Source organism: Streptomyces sp. NPDC034084, assembly GCF_055575535.1.
Genome location: NZ_JBVISK010000009.1, coordinates 33,173 through 56,736, shown reverse-complemented (window position 1 = coordinate 56,736; position 23,564 = coordinate 33,173). Strand labels below are relative to the sequence as shown.

The 23,564-nt window shown below is 68.6% G+C and carries 18 protein-coding genes; 13 read left to right on the top strand and 5 right to left on the bottom strand.

Annotated features, from left to right (window positions below; all coding sequences use genetic code 11):
* Window positions 1-70: 70 nt before the first annotated feature.
* Window positions 71-1,624: an MFS transporter gene (locus ACZ51I_RS28590; protein WP_468881447.1), complete on the top strand. Its 1,554-nt coding sequence runs from the start codon at window positions 71-73 to the stop codon at window positions 1,622-1,624.
* A 22-nt stretch (window positions 1,625-1,646) separates the two neighbouring features.
* Here ACZ51I_RS28590 and ACZ51I_RS28585 read toward each other — a convergent pair whose 3' ends face one another.
* Entirely contained in the window at window positions 1,647-2,480 is an 834-nt protein-coding gene (locus ACZ51I_RS28585; RefSeq protein ID WP_468881444.1) for a PASTA domain-containing protein, read from the bottom strand.
* Between the two features lie 185 nt (window positions 2,481-2,665).
* On the opposite strand from ACZ51I_RS28585, the gene ACZ51I_RS28580 reads away from it, so the two are divergent.
* Genes ACZ51I_RS28580 through ACZ51I_RS28570 form a run of 3 tightly spaced genes read left to right on the top strand, consistent with a single transcriptional unit; the run spans window position 2,666 to window position 7,109 of the window.
* Window positions 2,666-3,412: a DUF2690 domain-containing protein gene (locus ACZ51I_RS28580; RefSeq protein ID WP_468881442.1), complete on the top strand. Its 747-nt coding sequence runs from the start codon at window positions 2,666-2,668 to the stop codon at window positions 3,410-3,412.
* 8 nt (window positions 3,413-3,420) lie between these two features.
* Window positions 3,421-6,411: a hypothetical protein gene (locus ACZ51I_RS28575; protein WP_468881440.1), complete on the top strand. Its 2,991-nt coding sequence runs from the start codon at window positions 3,421-3,423 to the stop codon at window positions 6,409-6,411.
* Window positions 6,408-7,109, top strand: coding sequence for a hypothetical protein (locus ACZ51I_RS28570; protein ID WP_468881437.1), 702 nt, complete (start codon window positions 6,408-6,410; stop codon window positions 7,107-7,109). Before ACZ51I_RS28575 ends, ACZ51I_RS28570 begins: the two co-directional genes overlap by 4 nt.
* 75 nt (window positions 7,110-7,184) lie before the next feature.
* Here ACZ51I_RS28570 and ACZ51I_RS28565 read toward each other — a convergent pair whose 3' ends face one another.
* The 3 genes from ACZ51I_RS28565 to ACZ51I_RS28555 form a co-directional block, all read right to left on the bottom strand.
* The gene (locus ACZ51I_RS28565; RefSeq protein WP_468881434.1) at window positions 7,185-7,490 is read right to left on the bottom strand and encodes a hypothetical protein; all 306 of its coding nucleotides are present in this window, start codon (window positions 7,488-7,490) and stop codon (window positions 7,185-7,187) included.
* A gap of 73 nt (window positions 7,491-7,563) precedes the next feature.
* Window positions 7,564-9,093, bottom strand: coding sequence for a helix-turn-helix domain-containing protein (locus tag ACZ51I_RS28560; protein ID WP_468881432.1), 1,530 nt, complete (start codon window positions 9,091-9,093; stop codon window positions 7,564-7,566).
* A gap of 96 nt (window positions 9,094-9,189) precedes the next feature.
* Complete coding sequence (locus ACZ51I_RS28555; protein ID WP_468881430.1) at window positions 9,190-9,546, bottom strand: VOC family protein; 357 nt, start codon at window positions 9,544-9,546, stop codon at window positions 9,190-9,192.
* 283 nt (window positions 9,547-9,829) lie between these two features.
* On the opposite strand from ACZ51I_RS28555, the gene ACZ51I_RS28550 reads away from it, so the two are divergent.
* The gene (locus tag ACZ51I_RS28550) at window positions 9,830-10,552 is read left to right on the top strand and encodes a dienelactone hydrolase family protein (protein ID WP_468881428.1); all 723 of its coding nucleotides are present in this window, start codon (window positions 9,830-9,832) and stop codon (window positions 10,550-10,552) included.
* A 234-nt stretch (window positions 10,553-10,786) separates the two neighbouring features.
* Window positions 10,787-13,504 carry an aconitate hydratase AcnA gene (gene acnA, locus ACZ51I_RS28545; protein ID WP_468881425.1) on the top strand — a complete coding sequence of 906 codons (2,718 nt, stop codon included), beginning with the start codon at window positions 10,787-10,789 and terminating at the stop codon, window positions 13,502-13,504.
* Between the two features lie 91 nt (window positions 13,505-13,595).
* Here the strand turns inward: acnA and ACZ51I_RS28540 are convergent, their stop codons facing one another.
* Complete coding sequence (locus ACZ51I_RS28540) at window positions 13,596-14,507, bottom strand: FG-GAP repeat domain-containing protein (RefSeq protein WP_468881422.1); 912 nt, start codon at window positions 14,505-14,507, stop codon at window positions 13,596-13,598.
* 527 nt (window positions 14,508-15,034) lie between these two features.
* Between ACZ51I_RS28540 and ngcE the strand changes: the two genes are divergently transcribed.
* From ngcE to ACZ51I_RS28505, 7 genes are all read left to right on the top strand, one after another.
* Window positions 15,035-16,477: an N-acetylglucosamine/diacetylchitobiose ABC transporter substrate-binding protein gene (ngcE, locus tag ACZ51I_RS28535; RefSeq protein WP_468881419.1), complete on the top strand. Its 1,443-nt coding sequence runs from the start codon at window positions 15,035-15,037 to the stop codon at window positions 16,475-16,477.
* 119 nt (window positions 16,478-16,596) lie between these two features.
* Window positions 16,597-17,526: a carbohydrate ABC transporter permease gene (locus ACZ51I_RS28530; protein WP_468881416.1), complete on the top strand. Its 930-nt coding sequence runs from the start codon at window positions 16,597-16,599 to the stop codon at window positions 17,524-17,526.
* Window positions 17,526-18,464: a carbohydrate ABC transporter permease gene (locus ACZ51I_RS28525; protein WP_468881415.1), complete on the top strand. Its 939-nt coding sequence runs from the start codon at window positions 17,526-17,528 to the stop codon at window positions 18,462-18,464. Before ACZ51I_RS28530 ends, ACZ51I_RS28525 begins: the two co-directional genes overlap by 1 nt.
* A 160-nt stretch (window positions 18,465-18,624) precedes the next feature.
* Window positions 18,625-19,836, top strand: a complete 1,212-nt coding sequence (locus tag ACZ51I_RS28520) for an ROK family transcriptional regulator (RefSeq protein WP_468881412.1) — start codon at window positions 18,625-18,627, stop codon at window positions 19,834-19,836.
* Between the two features lie 122 nt (window positions 19,837-19,958).
* Window positions 19,959-21,023: a sugar ABC transporter substrate-binding protein gene (locus ACZ51I_RS28515; protein WP_468881409.1), complete on the top strand. Its 1,065-nt coding sequence runs from the start codon at window positions 19,959-19,961 to the stop codon at window positions 21,021-21,023.
* A gap of 278 nt (window positions 21,024-21,301) precedes the next feature.
* Entirely contained in the window at window positions 21,302-22,090 is a 789-nt protein-coding gene (locus ACZ51I_RS28510) for an ATP-binding cassette domain-containing protein (protein ID WP_015037000.1), read from the top strand.
* Entirely contained in the window at window positions 22,087-23,379 is a 1,293-nt protein-coding gene (locus ACZ51I_RS28505) for a sugar ABC transporter permease (RefSeq protein ID WP_468881406.1), read from the top strand. Before ACZ51I_RS28510 ends, ACZ51I_RS28505 begins: the two co-directional genes overlap by 4 nt.
* The last annotated feature ends 185 nt before the right edge of the window (window positions 23,380-23,564 follow it).

The following is a 23,564-nucleotide window of genomic DNA, read 5'->3' as shown; positions in this document are numbered from 1 at the left end:
GGCTTAGTGTCGAAAGGTGGACTGACCGGCCCAACCCTCGACCGGGGGGCGTGATGCGCCATGAACTGCCATGAGTAGGACACCGGAGCCGACGGCCCGCACGGCGACCGCTCCACGGAAACACGACGGCGACGGCAAGGGCATCGCCCTGTTCGTGATCGCCTCCTGCCAGCTGATGGTCGTCCTCGACATCACCATCGTGAACATCGCGCTCCCGCACATCCAGAGCGCACTGGACTTCTCGACCACCAGCCTCGCGTGGGTCGTCAACGCCTACACGCTCACCTTCGGCGGACTCCTCCTCCTCGGCGGGCGCGCGGGTGACATCCTCGGCCGCCGACGGGTCTTCATGTTCGGCGTCCTCCTCTTCGGACTGGCCTCGCTCTTCTGCGGCCTGGCGCAGAGCGAGTGGCAGCTGCTCGCCGCGCGGTCGCTCCAGGGCGTCGGCGGCGCCATCGCCTCCCCGACCTCGCTGTCCCTGATCTCCACGACCTTCGACGAAGGCCCCGAACGCAACAGGGCCTTCGGCGTCTTCGCCGGCGTCTCGGCCGGCGGCGGCGCGATCGGACTGGTCGCGGGAGGCATGCTCGTCGAGTGGCTCGACTGGCGCTGGATCTTCTTCGTGAACGTGCCGATCGCCGTGGTCATCGCCTTCCTGACGCCACGGCACGTCAAGGAGTCCGAGCGACACCCCGGCCACTTCGACCTCCTCGGCGCGCTCACCTCCACCCTCGGCATGGTGGCGCTGGTGTACGGCTTCATCCGGGCCGCGCAGGAGGGCTGGCGCGATCCTTACACCATCGGCTCGTTCGGCGCGGCCGTGGTGCTCCTGGCCCTCTTCCTGCTGGTGGAGCGGCGATCGCAGCAGCCCATCACCCCGCTGCACATGTTCGCCGACCGCAACCGCTCGGGCACGTACGCCATCATGCTCTGCCTGGCGGCCGCGATCTTCGGGATGTTCTTCTTCCTCACCCTCTTCGTCCAGCAGGTCCTCGGTTTCAGCCCCCTGCAGGCAGGCCTCGCCTTCCTGCCCGTCAGCGCGATCATCGCGGTCGGCGCCGGGCTCACGTCCAACCTGCTGCCGAAGTACGGCCCGAAACCCTTCATGGTGACGGGTTCGATTCTCGCGGCGGCGGGCCTGTCCTGGCTGACGCTGACCGATGTGCACTCCACCTACGCAGGCAGCATCCTCGGCCCGATCCTGGTCTTCGGCCTCGGCATGGGACTGATGTTCGTCTCGCTGACCATCATGGCGCTGTCGAACGTCGAGCCGAGGGAGTCGGGAGCCGCGTCAGGCCTGCTCAACGCCATGCAGCAGGTGGGCGGTTCACTGGGCCTCTCCATCCTGGTGACGGTCTTCGGGACGGCCAGCCGCAACGAGGCGGAGACGCAGGTGCCGGCCTTCCTGTCCCAGGCGGGCCCGCTGGAGAAGGCCCAGTTCGCGAAGACCGGCCAGCTGCCCCCGCCCTGGGCCGACCAGGTCCTCACCTCCGGCGTCTCGGCGGGCTTCGTCACGGCGGCGATCTTCGCCGTGATCGGCGCGCTGATAGCCCTCTTCGTCATCAAGGTCCGTCCCTCCGACCTCGAACGCCTCAAGGGCGGCGGCATGATGCCAGGCGCCTGACGCACACCGTGCCGCCCCTCCGTCACGGCTTCGCCGTGGCCGAGGGGCGCAGCTCGGCATAGGGCCGCTCGGGGCACGCCGTGTCGGGCGGCGCGAGCTTCAGATACGCCGTCCCGTACTGCGGGTTCTCGACCTCCTTGCCCGGCTCGGGGTCCTGGAAGCAGACCTTCCACGGATCCGCGACGCCGGGCAGCGCCACGTCGGAGTACGCGCTCTCGCGCTCGACCTTCCTGAACCCGATCGGCTTCAGCGCCTCGGAGGCGCGCGCGAAGGTCATGCCGGTGACGGCGGGCATCCTCGGCCAGGGGAGCTTCTCGCCGTCGGCGGCGGGGCAGGGCGACCCGACGCGCACGACAGCGAGGTCGAGGGCGGGCCGGTCGCCCGACCGCTGCCCGGCGGAGGTCTGGAAACAGACCGTCCACGCGTCGGCGTCCCACTGCCTGGCGTCCTGGTCGGACGCGTCGTGGGAGACGACGGAGTACCCGGCGGCGGAGGCGGCGTCCTTCGCCTCCCGGAGGCCCTTCCCCACGAGCGAGGGAGGCGCGGCGGGCTCGGGCGCGGAGGAGACCGTGATGGTGACCCGTGGCGGCCGGGCATCGTCCCGTACGGGCTTCCTCTCCGGCGGATCGCCGGCGAGGAAGGGGAGGACGAACCAGACGGCCGCGAGCACGCCGGCGAGGATCTTCCGGCTCCTCTGCCAGGGACTCAGCCACGCGAGCCCGATGCCGACGGGCGGCAGGGCGACCAACGCGACGACGACGAGCACCGGATGCTGCCACCACCGGCGCGGAGCCGGCCGCGGCGGAGTCGAGGGCGGCAGCGGGGGCGGCGGCGGGACGCTGGTGTACGGATCCACGGCCCGGATCGTAGTCGCAACCCCCACCCGGCGACAGGCAATTGGTGGCCCGGGGTGAATGCCGAGGAGTACGGGAAGAACGACATTACCTCGCGTTCTCAAATGCCGAACCGGCGGATACGGGCCTATTTGCTCGCCGCGGAGAAACCGTATGACACGTCCCGCTCTGGGGTCGTGCACCACGGATGAGACGCACTGCCACGACATGTCCAACTTCGGCATCGGAGCAGGTGGCAGGGGCTGCAACCAGCTTTCGCCACAGGCCTGTTCGCGTATTCTGCGCATGCCCCATGTCGCCGGAAGCGGCCCAAGGGTGGCAAGGAAGAACACGTTTTTCCGTGCGCCCGAAACGGCACGGAGAAGAAAGAGTGAAGGTGATGTGTGTGCACGGCATACGCAGATGGGTGCCGGTAGCGGCCGCTCTGACGCTACTGGCGGGAGTTTTTCAGGGAATTCAGGCGAGCCCGGCGGCCGCGACCGGGTGCTGGCGAGCCACGTGTTCGGGCAAGGACCCCATCCAGATGGGGTGTGACGCCGACGCGGAGATCCTTCAACAGGTGACCGAGGCGGACGGCTCGGTCGCGGTGCGGCTGATGTGGTCGCCGGAGTGTCAGGGCGTGTGGGCGAAGGTCTCCCGCGACCTCGACACCTCGCCCGACTACGTGTACCTGACGCTGTGGACGACGCGTGACCCCGACGGCGGCGTCGAGGCCTACGACACGGCGGGCAGGCTCGGCGACGGCGTGGCGGGTGCCTACACCCCGATGCAGAACTGGAAGGGCACGACCGCGAAGGCGTGCTGGAACGACGTCAACGCCCAGTACGACCCCGAACCGATGAAGTACATCATCCAGGACCCCACCGCCACCGGAGACAAGCCGGTCGACGTGAGCCTCCCGGCGCTTCACGGCAGTTGCACGGACTGGATGTGAGGAAGAGCATGCGCACGCGACGCCTTGGAAGATACTTCGCCACGAACCCGCTGATCGCCCTGAGCGTGGTGGCGGCGTCCGCCGCCCTCGTTCCCCTGGCCTCCGCGGACACCACGGCGGCCCCCGCCGCCGCGGACGGCACGACGCCCCGTCTCTTCTCCACCCCCAGCAAGGACCTGGGAGCGGACTACGCCTCCTCGTCGGACGCGATCGTGCAGGCCACCGGCGACGCCGAGGGACTCCACATCCTCGCGGCGAAGGAGAACGACGGATTCTCCTTCTACGAGATCGCCCGTCTCGATCGCAAGGAACTGTCCGACATCGGCCCGTGGACGGGCTACGTCTGCACCACGGGCTCGGGGAACTACGCGGCGGCGGTCTACGCCCCGTCGGTCTGGTCCAACGAGCCCGGCGCATATGAGCGCGGCGCCTTCGCCGCGGTGATCCGGCTCTCCGACGGCAAGGTCACCGAGATACCCGACCGGGTCAAACTGGCGTACTTCACGCCGGGTTGCGGATCCGGCGACGAGGTGGCGTTCACCTCCAGTTCGGCCACCGACACGTCCGCCGGCGCGACGACGGTGATCTCCGTCGACGCGGCCAAGGGATCGGTCTCCTCCCGGCGCACGGTCGACGGCTACCTGACGCACGTCACGCCCACCCGGAAGGGAACCGTCGGCGTGCTCGACGGCAACCTGGTGGACCTGAAGGGCAACGGCAAGAAGCTGACCGCCGGCAAGCTCGCCGCGGTGCCCGGCCCGATGTTCGCGCTGACCGCCACGGAGAACGGCGTGGACGTCGGCACGGTCGACGGCGAGAAGAGCGTCATCTCCCACTTCGACGGCAAGGGCTTCACCGAGCTGGGCCGGGCCCCGAAGGGCAAGGTCAAGCTCCTCCCCGTCGCCGACGGCGCCGCGGTCGTCGGCGAGGTGAAGGGAATCGACACCAGCAAGGCCCCGGGGCTCGCCAAGCACGCGGTGGACGGCCGCGTCGCCGGGATCTCCCGGCAGGGCCACCTGGTCACCCACTCGGTCTTCTCCGAGCAGATGAAGGGCATCACCACACGCATCGGCGCGGCCTCCTCCGAGGGCGCCGGATCGCTGACCGTCGAGGCGACCGCGCTCAAGACCGGTGCCAAGGCCACCAAGCTCGTGAACGCCGACCGCAAGCGGCCGAAGCCGGACTCGGCGCCGTCGATGGACCCGGCCGCTTTCGCCCTGCCTCTCGACGACGACGACGATCCGCGCAACTGCGGTGAGGGCGAGCCGGAGACGAAGTGCCTCTCCGGCGCCGGCGCGCCCGTCTGGGGCAAGGTCGGCACGATGGAGACACCCTGCATCGTCAAGCGCAACGACCCGAAGCGCCAGGCGCTCCAGGCCAGCGCGAACCAGGTCGAGTGGGCGGTCGACCAGGCCGTGCACGGCCGGCTGTACGTCTCCCGCGAGCAGAACTGGCACGACACGGGCCTCGCCGCCTACACCCCGCAGGGACTCTTCCCCAAGCCGGCGCTGACCGGCGGAGGCGAGATCCCCGCGCAGGTCATGCTGGGCATCCTCGCCCAGGAGTCCAACTTCAAGCAGGCCTCCTGGCACTCCATGAACGGCGACTCGGGCAACGTCACCCGGTCCGACTGGTTCGGCAACCTGAACGGCATCCACGGCTACCCCAACCGTGAGAAGGCCGACTGCGGCTACGGCATCGCCCAGGTGACCACCGGCATGTCGGAGAAGCACGACTCCCAGCTGGACACCCTGCGCGCGGGCGCCGTCACCACGGACTACGCGGCGAACATCGCCGCCGGTCTCGGCATTCTGGCCGAGAAGTGGAACCAGCTCAAGGCCCTGGGCATGACGGCCAACGACGGCAACCCGGCCTACATCGAGAACTGGTACATGGCGCTGTGGGGCTACAACTCCGGCGTCTACACCTCCGGTTCCGTCGGCCTCGGCTTCTTCAACAACCCGGTCAACCCGAGCTACCCGGCCGACCGTCAGCCGTTCCTCCGCTACAGCTACAACGACGCCTCCCGCCCCGGCGAGTGGAACTACTCGGAGAAGATCCTCGGCTGGGCGGAGACGCCCCAGCTGACCTGGAACGCCGAGGAGTCGTACTCCGAGCCGACCATGCCGATGGGCGTCATCAAGATCCCGCCGCGCACCCTGTTCTGTTCGCCGTCCATCAACGCCTGCACCCCCACCGCGGCCGACCCGTGCCCGACCTGGGACGACCAGTGCCGCTGGAGCGGCAGCGCGGACTGGATGGGCGGGCAGAACACCGGCAACTCCAGCACCGAAAAGCTCAGTTACTCGCTCGGATCGGGAGAACCCGCGCTCCAGAGCAAGTACGGTCACGGCCCCTGCATCGACCACCCGAGCGTCTACACCAACGCGATCATCGTCGATGACCTCGGAGAGCACGAGGACACCTACGGCTGCGGGGACTTCGAGGGCGCCGACGACGGCAAGTTCACCCTCCAGGCCGGCGACAGCGTCACCACGCTGAGGAGCGATGGCACCTTCCGCGCGACCCCCTACATCGCCCCGCTCGACCTGCACCAGCTCGGCGCCGGGTACGACCACCACGTCTACTTCACGCACAGTTACCCGTACACCGAGCCGTTCCACCAGGTCACCGGCCGGTGGCAGGTCAACCAGGAGAAGCTGCCCTCCGGAGACCAGCCCGGCAAGCGCTACAAGATCTACCTGCACCTGCCCAGTCACGGCGCGGAAGCGGTCGTCCGGTACGACTTCATCCCGGGCGACAACACGGCGGGCGCCAAGCCCGACTACTGCAACGTGAACCAGGGAACCCGCAGCGCGGGCAAGGACACCTGGTTCGAGATGGGCACCTTCACCTTCTGGAAGGGGGGACGGATCGAGATGGACAACATCCAGAAGGGCGGCACCGGAGACGCGAACGTCGTGTTCGACGCGATCGCCTTCGTTCCGTACAACTACCCCGAGCCCGGTCCCTGCGGCCTCGTCGACGGTGGCGTGTGATCCGCGCCGCCCTCCGCGTCCCCGCCGTGCTGATGGCGGTCGCCATCGGCACGGCGGGGACGGCCTCCTGCAGCAGCCAGAACAGCCCCGGCACGGCGGCGCCCGAGCGCCCGAAGGCCACGGCGTCGCCTCGTCCCGCGCCGTCCACCACGACGAGGACCGCTCCGCACGCCGCCGACCTGCCGAAGCACGCGGTGTCGGGCGACAAGAGGCCCGGCTTCGGCACGGCGGACACGATGGCCACCGGATACACCGGGAAGGAATTCCTCGCCGGCCTCGCGAAGACCTGGACGCTGAAACTGGACAAGCCCGTCGAACAGGAGATGCCCGACGGGAAGAAGAGGACGTACGTCAACGGCCGCGGCGGAAAAGGGAGGACGGTCTCGGCCGGATACGCCGACCACACCCACATGTCGTCCCTCGTCTGCCGGACCAGCGCGAACCAGTCCGACGCCCTCGGCTTCCTCGCCGCCTGCACCGGTCTGGACGTGGCGGGAGTCGATCACGGCAAGGCGTCCTCCTGGCTTGATCAGGCGAAGAAGGAGACCGATTCCCTGTACGAGAAAAAGGTCGCCGAGACCGGAAACAAGAAGGAGTACGTCGTCAGCGGCGTATTCACCTCGGGCCCCGTGGTGATGGTCCTGCACCGGGCCTACGCCACGTACTCCCTGAGAATCCTCGGAGGCGCGGTGGCCTAGAGCGGCCGCCCTCCGGAACACGAAGGTCCCTGCCGATGACGGCAGGGACCTTCCCTCTGCGAGAACGCGCGGACATCAGCAGATGAGCTCCGCGGACTTCTCCTTGTACTCCCGCATCTCCCCGGCCTCGTAGCCCGCCGCCTTGAGGCTCTCCATCAGCGCGGCCGTGTCGCCGCACAGCCGGGGAAGCTGCTCATCGAGGTAGGACTTGACGCCGTCGGCCGGCAGTCCTTCCCACTTCTCCTTGATGTCCTGGTTCTTCTCGTGCGCGTAGGAGAACTTGACCCATTCCTTTTCGCGGTCGCTCAGCCGGGAGGTGTCGACAGTGGTGTCGCTTTCCCCGCCGCCCCCGCACGAGGCGACCATGAGAACGGCGGCCACCGCGAGACATATACGCGCTTTGTTCACAATGCTCTCTTCCGAATGGATCCGAGAGGCGCATTGTAAACAGCCGTCAGATATCGCGGAAGATCTCGATCTGGGCGCCGATCGAGTTGAGGCGTTCCGCGAGGTCCTCGTAGCCGCGGTTGATGACGTACACGTTGCGGAGGACGGAGGTGCCCTCGGCGGCCATCATCGCGAGGAGGACGACCACGGCCGGGCGGAGGGCCGGCGGGCACATCATCTCGGCGGCGCGCCAGCGGGTCGGGCCCTCCACCAGGACCCGGTGGGGGTCGAGGAGCTGGAGGCGGCCGCCGAGGCGGTTGAGGTCCGTGAGGTAGATGGCGCGGTTGTCGTAGACCCAGTCGTGGATGAGGGTCTTGCCCTGGGCCGTCGCCGCGATCGCCGCGAAGAAGGGGACGTTGTCGATGTTCAGGCCCGGGAACGGCATCGGGTGGATCTTGTCGATCGGCGCCTCCAGCTTCGAGGGGCGGACCGTCAGGTCGACCAGGCGGGTGCGGCCGTTGTCCGCCGGGTACTCCGCCGAGCGGTCGTGGTCGAGGCCCATCTCCTCCAGGACCGCGAGCTCGATCTCCATGAACTCGATCGGGACCCGGCGGATCGTCAGCTCCGACTCGGTGACGACCGCGGCGGCGAGCAGGCTCATCGCCTCGACCGGGTCCTCGGAGGGGGAGTAGTCGACGTCCACGTCGATCTGCGGGACGCCGTGCACGGTCAGGGTGGTGGTACCGATGCCGTCGACGCGGACACCGAGGGCCTCCAGGAAGAAGCAGAGGTCCTGGACCATGTAGTTGGAGGAGGCGTTGCGGATGACGGTCACGCCGTCGTGGCGGGCCGCCGCCAGGAGCGCGTTCTCGGTCACGGTGTCGCCGCGCTCGGTCAGGACGATCGGGCGGCCGGGGGAGACGGAGCGCTCGACCTGGGCGTGGTAGATGCCCTCGGTGGCCGTGACCTCCAGGCCGAAGCGGCGCAGCGCGATCATGTGCGGCTCGATCGTGCGCGTACCGAGGTCGCAGCCGCCGGCGTACGGCAGCCGGAAGCGGTCCATGCGGTGCAGCAGCGGCCCGAGGAACATGATGATCGAGCGGGTGCGGATCGCTGCCTCGGCGTCGATGGACTCCATGTCGAGCTCGGCCGGGGGCACGATCTCCAGGTCCACGCCGTCGTTGATCCAGCGGGTGCGGACGCCGATGGAGTTGAGAACCTCCAGGAGCCGGAAGACCTCCTCGATGCGGGCGACCCGGCGCAGGACGGTGCGGCCCTTGTTGAGGAGCGAGGCGCAGAGCAGCGCGACGCAGGCGTTCTTGCTCGTCTTGACGTCGATGGCGCCGGAGAGACGGCGCCGGCCGACGACCCGGAGGTGCATCGGCCCCGCGTACCCCAGGGACACGATCTCGCTGTCGAGGGCCTCGCCGATCCGGGCGATCATCTCAAGGCTGATGTTCTGGTTGCCGCGCTCGATCCGGTTGACGGCGCTCTGGCTCGTGGCCAGCGCTTCGGCGAGCTGCGTCTGCGTCCAGCCGCGGTGCTGCCGGGCGTCACGGATGAGCTTGCCGATACGTACGAGGTAGTCGTCTGCCATGGCGTCACGTTATCTCAGATATGAGATGTGGTGATCACTGGGATAGTGCGTTCGGGTGATATCCCGTCACCTTCGTCAGGCTATGACCAGATTGCCCTAACCGGGGAGGTTCAGCGCGGTGGGATGGCGCGGCTCGTACAGGGGGAGCTCCGTACCGCTCGGCAGCCGTACCGCAGCGAGCAGCCCCCAGCCCTGGTCGGTGATGGCCCGTGAAATCTCCGCGCCCCGGTCCTCCAGCGTGGTGAGCGTACGCGTGAGGTCGTCGCACATGAGATACACCTCGTGCTTCGGCTCGTCCGAGGTCGGGTGCACCGCGATCTCGGCGGGCGGCAGCCGGAAGATGAGCCAGCCGCCCCCGGCGTCCACGTGCTCGAAGCCGACGACGTCCTTGAGGAAGGCCCGGTCGGCCTCCGCGTCCCGGGTGTAGAGAATCACATGCGCGCCGCTGAACATGGATCGATCGTCGGGCGCGCGGGCCACCGCGGCAATCGGGGGGCATCCGTTCGGGGCGCGCGCATCCCCGGATCCGGGAGCCCCCGCCTGGATCCTGGACCCCTGAAAATCCGCTGGCGGGGCACCGCGCCCCCTGCTAACTTTCCGGAGGCCGTGCGAGAGAACGAGGAGGTGGTACCCGTGAACGCAGTATCGACATGGGTGCTCCCCTCCGGGGTCACGGTCGGACGATAGGCAGGTCGTCCGGGAGCGCCGTTCCAGAGCACTCTCGAAAGGCACGACCATGCACTTCACCTCCGAGCGACGCCTCGACGACGGCGTCCTCGAACGCGAATTCACCCTCGGCGAGATCCCCGGCACCCTGTGGACGCCCGCATCCGCCGCGCCGGTCCCGCTGATCCTCATGGCTCACAACAACGGCCTGCCCAGGACGGCGGACCGACTCGTGGCCCGGGCCCGGCACTCCGCGGCGTACGGCTACGCGGTGGCCACCATCGACGCCGCCGGATGCGGCGACCGGCCCCGCTCCGCCGCGGACGAGCAGGCCCGCGCCGAGCTCCGCCGGGCGATGCGGGCCGGTGAGCCGGTCGACGAGATCTTCGAGTCCTTCATCGGCCCGCTCGTCGACGACGCGGCCCCGGAGTGGCGGGCCACCCTGGACGCCGTCCTCGCGTTGCCCGGGATCGGCGGCCCGGTCGGGTACTCGGGGTGGACCGCCCTCGGAATCCGCCTCGCCGTGACCGAGCCGCGCATCGCGGCCGCAGGCTTCTTCGCCGGGGGATACGTCCCCCGCGCCCAGCGCGAGGAGGCCCGCCGGGTCACCGTGCCGCTGCTCTTCCTGCTCCAGTGGGATGACGAGGGAAACCCCCGGCAGCGCGCCCTGGACCTCTTCGACGCCTTCGGCACCGAGGAGAAGACACTGCACGCCAACATGGGCGGTCACACCGGCACCCCGTGGTTCGAGGTGGACGACGGGAACCGGTTCTTCGGCCGGCACCTGAAGTGAGGGGTCCGGAGTCGGCCGCCTGAAGTAAGGCCTTCTGCGCAAGCAGAGGCACGCCAGGCATGACCGGGCGGCGGCGATGTACTAGAGTTATCTCGACATCGAGATATCTGCCGAGGCGCACCGCTGCCGCCACCCTGGTAAGGGTTACCTAACTTAGCCTTACCTTAGCGGATCGACGACGTGTACGTGGCGGCAGGATGTGGTGGAACGCGCACATATATGAAGGAGACTGTCGTGTCGGCGAACAGCTTCGACGCCCGCAGCACGCTGCGCGTGGGCGACGAGTCGTACGAGATCTTCAAGCTGGACAAGGTCGAGGGCTCCGCGCGCCTCCCTTACAGCCTGAAGGTCCTCCTGGAGAACCTGCTCCGCACCGAGGACGGCGCGAACATCACCGCCGACCACATCCGGGCCCTCGGCGAATGGGACTCGCAGGCTCAGCCGAGCCAGGAGATCCAGTTCACGCCCGCCCGCGTGATCATGCAGGACTTCACCGGTGTGCCCTGTGTCGTCGACCTCGCCACCATGCGTGAGGCCGTCAAGGAGCTCGGCGGCGACCCGGCGAAGATCAACCCGCTCGCCCCGGCCGAGCTGGTCATCGACCACTCGGTCATCGCCGACAAGTTCGGCACCAAGGACGCCTTCGGCCAGAACGTCGAGCTGGAGTACGGCCGCAACAAGGAGCGCTACCAGTTCCTGCGCTGGGGCCAGACCGCCTTCGACGAGTTCAAGGTCGTCCCGCCCGGCACCGGCATCGTCCACCAGGTGAACATCGAGCACCTGGCCCGCACCGTCATGGTCCGCAACGGCCAGGCGTACCCCGACACCCTCGTCGGCACCGACTCGCACACCACCATGGTCAACGGCCTCGGTGTGCTCGGCTGGGGCGTCGGCGGCATCGAGGCCGAGGCCGCGATGCTCGGCCAGCCGGTCTCCATGCTCATCCCGCGCGTCGTCGGCTTCAAGCTGACCGGCGAGCTCCCCACCGGCACCACCGCCACCGACCTGGTCCTCACGATCACCGAGATGCTGCGCAAGCACGGCGTCGTCGGCAAGTTCGTCGAGTTCTACGGCGAGGGCGTCGCCGCGACCTCCCTCGCGAACCGCGCCACCATCGGCAACATGTCGCCGGAGTTCGGTTCCACCGCCGCGATCTTCCCGATCGACGACGAGACCCTGAAGTACCTCAAGCTCACCGGCCGCTCCGAGCAGCAGGTCGCGCTCGTCGAGGCGTACGCCAAGGAGCAGGGCCTCTGGCTCGACCCGGCCGCCGAGCCCGACTTCTCCGAGAAGCTGGAGCTCGACCTCTCCACGGTCGTCCCGTCCATCGCCGGCCCGAAGCGCCCGCAGGACCGCATCGTCCTCGCGAACGCCGCCGCGCAGTTCGCCCAGGACGTCCGCAACTACGTCGACGAGGTCGACGAGGCGGGCAAGGAGTCCTTCCCGGCCTCCGACGCCCCGGCCAACCACCCCAACGGTGCCCCGTCGAAGCCGGTCCAGGTGACCGCCCCCGACGGCTCCACCTACGAGATCGACCACGGCGCCGTCACCGTCGCCGCGATCACCTCCTGCACCAACACCTCGAACCCGTACGTGATGGTCGCCGCCGCGCTCGTCGCGAAGAAGGCCGTCGAGAAGGGCCTGACCCGCAAGCCGTGGGTCAAGACCACCCTCGCCCCGGGCTCGAAGGTCGTCACCGACTACTTCGACAAGGCGGGCCTCACCCCGTACCTCGACAAGGTCGGCTTCAACCTCGTCGGCTACGGCTGCACCACCTGCATCGGCAACTCCGGCCCGCTGCCGGAGGAGGTCTCCAAGGCCGTCAACGAGCACGACCTGGCCGTGACCTCGGTCCTCTCGGGCAACCGCAACTTCGAGGGCCGCATCAACCCCGACGTCAAGATGAACTACCTGGCCTCCCCGCCGCTGGTCGTCGCGTACGCCATCGCGGGCTCCATGAAGGTGGACATCACCAAGGACGCCCTCGGCGTCGACCAGGACGGCAAGCCCGTCTACCTGGCCGACATCTGGCCGTCGGAGGCCGAGGTCAACGACGTCGTCGCCAACGCCATCGGCGAGGACATGTTCAGCAAGTCCTACCAGGACGTGTTCGCGGGCGACGCCCAGTGGCAGGCGCTGCCGATCCCGACCGGCAACACCTTCGAGTGGGACGCCGAGTCCACCTACGTCCGCAAGCCCCCGTACTTCGAGGGCATGACGATGGAGACCACGCCGGTCACCGACATCACCGGTGCCCGCGTCCTGGCCAAGCTGGGCGACTCGGTCACCACCGACCACATCTCCCCGGCCGGCGCCATCAAGGCCGACACCCCGGCCGGCAAGTACCTCACCGAGCACGGTGTGGAGCGTCGTGACTTCAACTCCTACGGCTCGCGCCGAGGCAACCACGAGGTCATGATCCGCGGCACCTTCGCCAACATCCGCCTGCGCAACCAGATCGCGCCGGGCACCGAGGGCGGCTACACCCGCGACTTCACCCAGCCTGACGGCCCGGTGAGCTTCATCTACGACGCCTCGCAGAACTACCAGGCCGCCGGCACCCCGCTGGTCATCCTGGGCGGCAAGGAGTACGGCTCCGGCTCGTCCCGCGACTGGGCCGCCAAGGGCACCGCGCTCCTCGGCGTCAAGGCCGTCATCACCGAGTCGTACGAGCGCATCCACCGCTCGAACCTCATCGGCATGGGCGTCCTGCCGCTGCAGTTCCCGGCCGGCCAGACGGCCGACTCGCTCGGCCTGACCGGTGAGGAGACCTTCTCCATCACCGGCGTCACGCAGCTGAACGAGGGCACCACGCCGAGCACGGTCAAGGTCACCACCGACACCGGTGTCGAGTTCGACGCGGTCGTCCGCATCGACACCCCCGGTGAGGCGGACTACTACCGCAACGGCGGCATCATGCAGTACGTGCTCCGCAACCTGATCCGCGGCTGACGCATCGGGTGAACGGCAAGGGCCCCGCTCCTCGGAAGAGGAGCGGGGCCCTTTCGTTCGTCACACGCGCCGTCTCGCGACGGGAGCGGGATCAGAACATGAGGCGGTACGAGTTCCAGCCGCTGGTGCCGATCTTCACGCGCGGCTTGAACGGCGTGTTGCCGTTCGCGGTGCCCTTGTACAGCCACAGGGCGCCGGCACCGTCACGGGCGATCACGTCGGTGATGCCGTCGATGTCGATGTCACCGACCGAGAGGATGTTGTTGTAGATGCCCCAGCCGCTGCCGATCTTGGTGCGGGTGCCGAACGGCGCCTTGTAGTTGCCGGTGCCGCGGTACAGCCACAGGGTGCCGTTGCCGTCGCGGGCGACGAGGTCGTCCTTGCCGTCGCCGCTCAGGTCGCCCTTTCCGGCGATCTGGTTGTAGATGCCCCAGCCGGTGCCCACCTTGTAGCGGCTGGTGAGCTTGCCGTTGCCGTAGCCCAGGTACAGCCACAGCGTGCCGTAGCTGTCACGGGCGAGCACGTCGTCGGCCGTGCCGCCACCGAGCTGGCCGGCGGACAGGACCTTGTTGTAGATGCTCCAGCCGGTGCCGATCGAGACCGGGTCGGCACCGAACTTCAGGTACGACAGGCGGCCCGCGGTGACGTCCCAGATGCCGTCCGAGTAGCCGTCGTGGTCCTGGTCGACCTGCGTGATGAACTTGGCGTTGTTCCAGCCGTAGCCGGAGTAGACGCGCGCGTCGAGGCCGCCCTCGCCGCTCGGCGGGTAGCCGTACATGTCGCCGCGGGAGTCGATGCCGTACAGGGCGTTCACCTGGGCGTCGCTGGTGGCGGCGAAGGCGCTCGCGTTCGACGAGGGCTGCGAGGCGGCGGACGCCGTCCGCTCCTGCGGCGCGTCAGCGGCGACGGCGGCCGTCGTGGTGCCGACCAGGGCGGCCGTGATCGCCGCGACCGTGACACGGGACAGGATGCCCGTGCGGTTCAGGCCAGAAGAGTTGGCCACGTATTACTCCAGATCCGTATGGAATGAGGCAGGTCCCGCCGCACGCCCGTGCCGGAGGCAGGGGGTGGCGGGGTCTCTATGATCCAGGATCCTTCTCACGAGATCTTCACCGGGCAACTGGTTTGTGACACAACTGTTTCGATGTCGAGCGTATGTCCCCCTTTGCCCCCTTGGCCGCGGGCTCAGGCCGGGCGCCGGTGCGGCCCCGGGCGATGGGGTGATTCTGATGCCGTGTCAAGGGTGTCGCGTGGCGAATGGTTGGACGAAACGCCGCAGATCCAGCGTGCTTATCCCGGAGGTCTCAACTCGGGAAAGATGGGCGTGCAAACCTGGTTTCGATCTTGCTCCCGTGAAGGGAAGTGGACTATACCTGTCGGCGTCCAGCCAGTCGGAGTGATCCGACGACGGCCCGACGCGTGCACGACCCGGCTGCAAATGACCGCGGTGGCGGGGCCCTTCGCCTGTGGCGAGTGAGTACGGGCGACCGGTACACCGCCTGAGTCCTGAATGAAGGCGAGGACTTGAGCATGGGATCCACCTCCGCACACAACGATGAGGGCCTCGGCCGTCGCGATCTGATCAAGCGTTCCGCCGCTATCGGTCTGATCTCCGTGCCGACCATGGGCTTCCTGTCCGCCTGCGCGAGCAGTGACAGCGGTGGCAACGGAAAGGTCGAGAAGGGTACGAAGTCCGACAAGAACCCGCTCGGGGTGAACGAGTCGGCACCGCTCGATTTCGTCCTCTTCGACGGCGGATTCGGACAGGAGTACGCCAAGGACGCGATCAAGGTCTACGAGACCAATTACCCCAAGGCGAGCGTCAAGTTCACGCCGACCCAGAAGATCACCACCACGCTCCAGCCGCGCTTCAACGGCGGCACCCCGCCCGACCTCATCGACAACTCCGGCGCCGAGCAGATGGACATGGGTGTCCTCGTCGGCCAGAAGCAGCTGGCGGACCTCACCCCGCTCCTGGACGCGCCGTCCGTCGACGACCCGAGCAAGAAGGTCCGCGACACCCTGCGGCCCGGCATCGTCGAGATGGGCCAGTTCGACGGTGACCCGGTGTGGATCATGTACTACGCCTACACGATCTACGGCGTCTGGTACTCGCAGAAGCTGCTCGACTCCCTCGACGCGAAGTACCCCGAGACCTGGGACGAGATGCTGGCCGTCTGCGAGAAGGCCAAGAAGAAGGGCATCGCCGGCTGGACGTACGCCGGCAAGCACCCGTACTACGTCCCGTTCTCCCTCTACCCGATGATCGGCAAGGTCGGCGGCCGCGAGGTACTCGACGCCATCGACAACCTGGAGCCGAAGGCCTGGGAGCACCCCGCCGTCAAGGCCTGTTTCGAGGCGTACTACGAGCTGGTCAGGAAGGGGTACATCCTCAAGGGCACCCCGGGTCTCGACCACATCCAGTCGCAGACCGCCTGGACCGAGGGCAAGGCGCTGTTCATCCCGAACGGCTCCTGGGTCGAGAACGAGGCCGCGAAGACCATGCCGGCCGACTTCGACCTGGCCGTGTCCGCCCCGACCGGCATCGACTCCTCCGACAAGATGCCCTTCGGCACCATCTGGGCCTCCGGCGGCGAGCCCTTCATCGTCCCGGCGAAGGCGAAGAACCTGGAGGGTGGCCTGGAGCAGCTGCGCATCATGCTCAGCGAGGCCTCCTCGAAGAACTTCACCAAGTCGGTGAAGTCCCTGACCGCCTACAACGGCGGCACCGACGGCATCGAGCTGACCCCGGGCCTCAAGTCCGGTGTCGCGGCCCTGGAGAAGGCCGGCCAGAACGTCGTCAACCCGCGTCTCCAGGACTGGTACGTCGCCCTCCAGAAGGAGAAGATCGGCGTCGCCGGCATCGGCGAGATGATGGCCGGCCGCGCGACCCCGGCGGAGACCATCAAGAAGATCCAGAAATTCGCCGATGAAGCGGCCAAGGACTCGAGCATCAAGCACTACAAGCACTGACCAACACCGCCGGGGCCCCTTCCCGCCGACCGGGAGCGGGCTCCGGCCCCTTGGCGCGCGGCACGAGCGGCGCGCGGCACCAGCGGCGCGTCACCGCGGGAAGATCGGGGTCGGTAGGAATGCAGCACGGCAAGTACCGTTTCATCGTGGGGTTCCTGGCGGCCCCCCTCGCGCTCTACGCGCTGTTCGTGATCTGGCCGTTCATCCAGTCCATCTACTACTCGTTCACGAACTGGTCCGGACTGAGTCCCGAATTCGGGATGGTCGGATTCGACAACTACAGCAGAATGCTGGACGACGAGGTCTTCTGGAAATCCCTCCAGCACAGCCTGACCTTCGCGGTGGTGCTGCCCCTCGTGACCGTGGGGCTCGCGCTCTTCTTCGCCTTCATGCTCAATGTCGGAGGCCGGCGCCGCAGGGGCGCGGCGATCGCGGGTGTGCGCGGTTCCTCGTTCTACAAGATCGTCTACTTCTTCCCGCAGGTGCTGTCGATCGCGATCGTCGCCCTGCTCTTCCAGTTCGCGTACAACCCGAACAGCGGAGCCATCAACTCCGTCCTGCAGGGAATCGGTCTCGGCAGCGTCCAGCCGGACTGGCTCGGTGACCCGGACCTCGCCCTCATCTGCGTGATGGTGGTCCTCGTCTGGTCGACGGTCGGATTCTTCGTCGTCCTCTTCTCGGCCGGCATGGCGTCCATTCCGAGGGACTTCTACGAGGCGGCCCTGCTCGACGGCGCGAACCGCTTCACCACCTTCTTCAAGATCACCCTGCCGCTGCTCTGGGACACCGTGCAGTCGGGCTGGATCTACATGGGCATCCTCGCGCTCGGCGCGGAGTCCTTCGCCGTCGTCCAGATCATGACCGTCGGCCCCAACGGCGGCGGGCCCGACTACTCCACCATCGTCCTTCCGCTGTACGTGTACCAGAAGGCGTTCCGGGACGGTCAGGCCGCCTACGCAACGACCATCGGTGTCGCGCTCCTCGTCGTCACGCTCGCCTTCGCGGCCCTCGTGATGAAGCTGGGCCGGCGCGAGCGGCTGGAGTTCTGATGAAGACGACCGACACTGCCACCACCGGCGTCGAGACCCCCGGCTCCCCGGCAGGCCCGGGCCCCGCGGTCACCAGGACGACGGCGCCCGCCCCGCGCAGGACCGCCAAGGCGGAGGGCGCGACCCTCAACGTCTTCTCGCACGGCGTCCTGATCGTCTGGGCCATCATGGTCGTCATGCCGCTGCTCTGGGCGGTCATGACCTCCTTCAAGACCGACCGGGCGATCTTCACCTCCCCGTGGGCGCTGCCCGACAGGCTGCACTTCGAGAACTGGTCGCGGGCCTGGACCGAGGCGCACATGAGCGACTACTTCGTGAACACCCTCCTGGTGGTCGGCGGCTCGCTCCTCGGCACGCTCCTCTTCGGCTCGATGGCGGCCTATGTCCTGGCCCGCTTCGAGTTCCCGGGCAACCGCTTCATCTACTACCTCTTCATCGGGGGGATGAGCTTCCCGATCATCCTGGCGCTCGTGCCGCTCTTCTACGTGATGCAGAACATGGGCCTGCTGAACACGCTGCACGGCCTGATCCTGGTCTACATCGCGTACTCGCTGCCGTTCACCGTCTTCTTCCTCACGGCCTTCTTCCGCACCCTGCCTACCTCGGTGGCGGAAGCGGCCTTCGTGGACGGCGCCTCGCACACCCGGACCTTCTTCCAGGTGATGCTGCCGATGGCGAAGCCCGGTCTCATCAGCGTCGCCATCTTCAACTTCCTCGGTCAGTGGAACCAGTACCTGCTGCCGACCGTGCTCAACACGGAGCCGGACCGGAAGGTGCTCTCGCAGGGCCTGGTCCAGCTGGCCGTGAGCCAGGGCTACAAGGGCGACTGGTCCGGTCTCTTCGCCGGCCTGGTGATGGCGATGCTCCCGGTCCTCACCGCGTACATCATCTTCCAGAGGCAGGTGGTGGCCGGCCTCACCGCCGGCGCCGTGAAGTAACCCCGCTCCCGCGGCCAGGGGCCCCCGGCGCAGCCGCGCCGGGGGCCCCGCGCGTCGTGTGACACTCACCGTCCGACACTCAAGGTCTTGACGGGGACCAAGCCGAAAGCGTCCCCTTAGAGTTCACATGTTGGAGAAAACGGTGGGAGTGAGTGAGTCGATGGAGACTCCGGGGTCGCAGACGTCTCTGCACAGGGCCAATCTCGAACGGGTCGTCCGGGCGGTGCGTATGGCCGGCTCGCTCACCCAGGCGGAGATCGCCCGGGCGACGGGCCTCTCCGCCGCCACGGTCTCCAACATCGTGCGGGAGTTGAAGGACGGCGGCACCGTAGAGGTCACACCCACCTCCGCGGGCGGCCGCCGGGCCCGCAGCGTCTCGCTCTCCGGCGACGCCGGCATCGTGATCGGCGTGGACTTCGGCCACACGCATCTCCGCGTCGCCGTCGGCAACCTCGCTCACCAGGTGCTCGCCGAGGAGGCCGAGCCGCTCGACGTCGACGCCTCCGCCGCCGAGGGCTTCGACCGGGCCGAGCAGCTGGTCAAGCGGCTGATCAGGGCCACCGGCATCGGCCCCGACAAGGTCATCGGCGTCGGCCTCGGCGTACCGGGCCCGATCGACGTCTCCTCCGGGACGCTCGGCTCGACCTCGATCCTGCCGGGCTGGAGCGGCATCAACCCCGCCGAGGAGCTCTCCGGCCGGCTCGGCGTCCCCGTGCACGTCGACAACGACGCCAACCTCGGCGCGCTCGGTGAGCTGGTCTGGGGCAGCGGCCGGGGCGTCACGGACCTCGCCTACATCAAGGTGGCCAGCGGCGTCGGCGCCGGGCTCGTCATCGACGGGCGGGTCTACCGGGGGCCCGGCGGCACCGCCGGGGAGATCGGGCACATCACCCTGGACGAGTCGGGGCCCGTCTGCCGCTGTGGCAACCGCGGCTGCCTGGAGACCTTCACCGCCGCGCGGTACGTCCTGCCCCTGCTCCAGCCGAGCCACGGCCCCGACCTGACCATGGAGCGTGTCGTCCAGCTGGCCCGCGACGGCGACCCCGGCTGCCGCCGGGTGATCGCCGACGTCGGACGGCACATCGGCAGCGGCATCGCCAACCTCTGCAACCTGCTCAACCCCAGCCGCGTGGTCCTCGGCGGCGACCTCGCCGAGGCCGGTGAGCTGGTCCTCGCGCCCATCAGGGACTCCGTCTCGCGGTACGCGATCCCCAGCGCCGCCCGCCAGCTCTCGCTCGCCCAGGGGGCGCTGGGCGGCCGCGCCGAGGTGCTCGGCGCCCTCGCCCTCGTGCTGAGCGAAATGGGCGATTCGACCCTGTTGGAGAGTGCGCTGCCCGCGGCCGCGCCGGTCTCGCGCCTTGCCTTCACTTAGATAACGAACACCACCGTTGTCATCTCGTTAAGGATTTACTTCTTGACGTCAACGTTGCGGCCGAGTTGACTTCGTGCCACCTCGGCCGCAACGTCGCGGCCTCGTCAGGGAGGCAACCCCACATGAACGCAGTGACGCGTCGTGCCGTCATAGCCACGGCCGCGGTCTCGATGGCCTTCTCGCTCGCCGCCTGCGGCCAGGCCGGCGGCGGCGACAGCGGAGACAAGGGCAGCTCGACCAAGATCGGTCTGCTCCTTCCCGAGAACAAGACCTCGCGCTACGAGGCCCTCGACAAGCCCCAGTTCGAGAAGGCCGTCAAGGCCGCCTGCTCCGACTGCGAGATCGTCTACAACAACGCGGTCTCCGACGTCGTGAAGCAGAAGCAGCAGTTCGACCAGCTGATCGCCGACGGCGTCAAGGTCATCGCCCTCGACCCGGTGGACGCCGCCAAGGCCGCGGGCTGGGTCAAGGACGCGAAGGCCAAGGGCGTCAAGGTCGTCGCGTACGACCGCGCCGTCCCGGGCGCCGACGCCTACGTCAGCCACGACAACAACAAGGTCGGCGAGCTCCAGGGCCAGGCCCTGCTGGCCGCCCTCGGCCCGAAGGCCGCCACCGCCAACGTCGTGATGATCAACGGCGACGAGAAGGACCCGAACGCCGCCCTGTTCAAGAAGGGCGCCCACACCGCGCTCGACGGCAAGGTCGGCAAGATCGCCTACGAGGCCTCCGGCGAGTGGGACCCGAAGGTCGCGGGCGAGAAGATGTCCGCCGCGATCTCCTCGGTCGGCAAGGACAAGATCGGCGCCGTCTACTCCGCGAACGACGGCATGGCCGGCGGCATCATCACCTCCCTCGAGAACGCCGGCGTCAAGGGCATCCCGGTGGGCGGCCAGGACGCCGAGGTCGCGGGCGTCCAGCGCATCATCGCCGGCTCCCAGACCTTCACCATCTACAAGTCGCCGCTCCAGCTGGCCCCCGAGGCCGCCAAGTTCGCGGTGAACCTGCTCAAGGGCAAGGACCTGGGCGCCCAGGGCTCGACCGACGGCGTGCCCTCCACGCTGTTCGCCCCGGTCGTGGTCGACAAGACCAACATCCAGACCACGGTCGTCAAGGACGGCATCTACAAGGCCGCCGACCTCTGCACCGCGGACCTCGCCGCCAAGTGCACCGAGCTGGGCGTCAAGTAACCCCGCCCGACCCGGCCGGGCCCCCGCGGGCCCGGCGCCACGGATCCCGCCCGTCCGTCTCCCCTCTCCGAGGGCCCCGTACGGCCCCGCGTACAGAGGGTGAAGACCCCCGGTGACGAAGACCGGCGACGGCGTACGGATCCGCCCCCAGCCCGTCCGGCCCCCGGCCGACCCAGACCCCGCTGTCGGTCCGGGGGCCGGACGAGCACAGCCCCCCTCGAAACTTCGGCGCTGCACCGGTGGCGCGACATGCCGCCGCCCCCCGGGCGGCGAAGGAGTTGGTTCACGTGTCCCAGACGCCCGTGCTGGCGTTGCGCGGGATCTTCAAGCGGTTCGGAGCGGTTCAGGTCCTCTCCGGTGTCGATCTCGAAGTCCACGCAGGAGAGGTCGTCGCGCTCGTCGGCGACAACGGAGCGGGAAAGTCCACGCTGGTCAAGACGATCGCCGGCGTGCACCCCATCGACGAGGGCGTCATCGAGTGGGAGGGCGAGCGCGTCGAGATCCAGCGGCCGCACGACTCCCAGAACCTCGGTGTCGCGACCGTCTACCAGGACCTCGCGCTCTGCGACAACCTCGACGTCGTCGCCAACCTGTTCCTCGGCCGCGAGATCAAGAAGGGCGGCGTCCTCGACGAGGTCGCCATGGAGAAGCGCGCCAAGGACCTGCTCTCCACGCTCTCCATCCGCATCCCCAGCGTCCGCATCCCCGTCGCCGCCCTCTCCGGCGGCCAGCGGCAGGTCGTGGCCATCGCCCGCGCCCTGGTCGGCGACCCCAAGATCGTGATCCTGGACGAGCCCACCGCCGCGCTCGGCGTCGAGCAGACCGCGCAGGTCCTCGACCTCGTCGAGCGGCTGCGCGAGCAGGGCCTCGGCGTCATCCTCATCAGCCACAACATGGCCGATGTGAAGGCCGTCGCCGACACCGTCGCCGTGCTCCGCCTGGGCCGCAACAACGGCACCTTCCCGGTGGCCACCACCACGCACGAAGAGATCATCGCCGCGATCACCGGTGCCACGGACAACGCCGTGACCCGCCGCCAGGCCCGCAACGCGGAGGTAGCGAAGTGAGCACGACCCCCCGTACCTCCGAGGACACCGTGCCCGAGCCGCGCGAGGAGGCCCCGGTCGCGGCCGCCGCGGTCCCCGCCGTCGACCCCCGCCTCCTCGTCCGCGAGCAGGGCTTCAAGGGCTACGTCGACGAGTTCAAGCGCAAGATCCGCTCGGGTGAGATCGGCTCGCTGCCCGTCGTCGTCGGCCTGATCGTCATCGGCGTCGTCTTCCAGGCCCTCACCGGCAACTTCATCACCTCGTACAACCTCGACCAGATCACGCTGTACGCGGTCGGCCCCGGCATCATGGCCGTCGGCATCGTCTTCGTGCTGCTGCTCGGCGAGATCGACCTCGCGGTCGGCTCCGTGGCCGGACTCGCCGGCTCCGTCTGGGGCGTCCTCGGCACCGACATGCCCGACGGCCTCGCGATCCTCCTCGGCATCCTGTCCGGCACCCTGATCGGCGCCTTCCACGGCATGGTGTTCGCCAAGATCGGCGTCCCCGCCTTCGTCGTCACCCTCGCCGGCTTCCTCGGCTGGGCCGGTCTGCAGACCTGGGTGATGGGCGACCGGTCGACCATCCCCACCCCGATCGGCAGCTTCGTCGGCGACCTCACCAAGTACTACTTCTCCGACGTCGCCGCCGCGTACGGCCTCGCCGTCGCCGTCGTCGCCGCCTTCTACCTCGCCCAGCTGCGCGACTCCCGCCGCCGCAAGGCCGCCGAGCTGCCGCACCGCCCGCAGAGCGAGATCATCCTGCGCACCGCCGTCCTCGCGGTCCTGGTCCTCGTCGCCGCGTACGGCTTCAACCAGGAGCAGGGCCTGCCGCTCTCCCTGGTGATCTTCCTGGCGATCCTGCTCGTCACCGACTTCGTCCTGCGCCGCACCACCTACGGCCGTCAGGTCTTCGCGGTCGGCGGCGGCATCGAGGCCGCCCGCCGCGCCGGCATCAACGTCTCGTGGATCCGGATCTCGGTCTTCATGATCTCCGGCACGATGGGCGCCGTCGGCGGCCTCTTCCTCGCCTCCGCGACCGGCGGCGCCGACCGCTCCCTCGGCGGCGGCAACCAGCTGATGATGTGCATCGCCGCCGCGGTCATCGGCGGCACGTCCCTCTTCGGCGGACGCGGCAAGGTCTGGTCGGCACTCCTCGGCATCCTGGTCATCCAGTCGATCGTCCAGGGCCTCAACCAGATGAACCTGTCCTCGAACGCGATCCAGTACATGATCACCGGAGCGGTCCTGCTCATCGCCGTGATCATCGACTCGGTCTCCCGCCGCACCCAGAAGACGGCCGGACGCGCGTAACCCCCGTCACATCAGCCCGGCACCGGGAAACCGGTGCCGGGCTCCGGCGCGTCCGGAGCAGTGCACGCGCGCGTACGGAGCGGCGCGAACCCGCGCACGAAGCCGTACAGAGGCGCCGCGTACAGAGCCGTACAGATCAGCGGCTTGTCGGCCGTGAGGGTGACGCCTCACCCCCCGGCCCGATG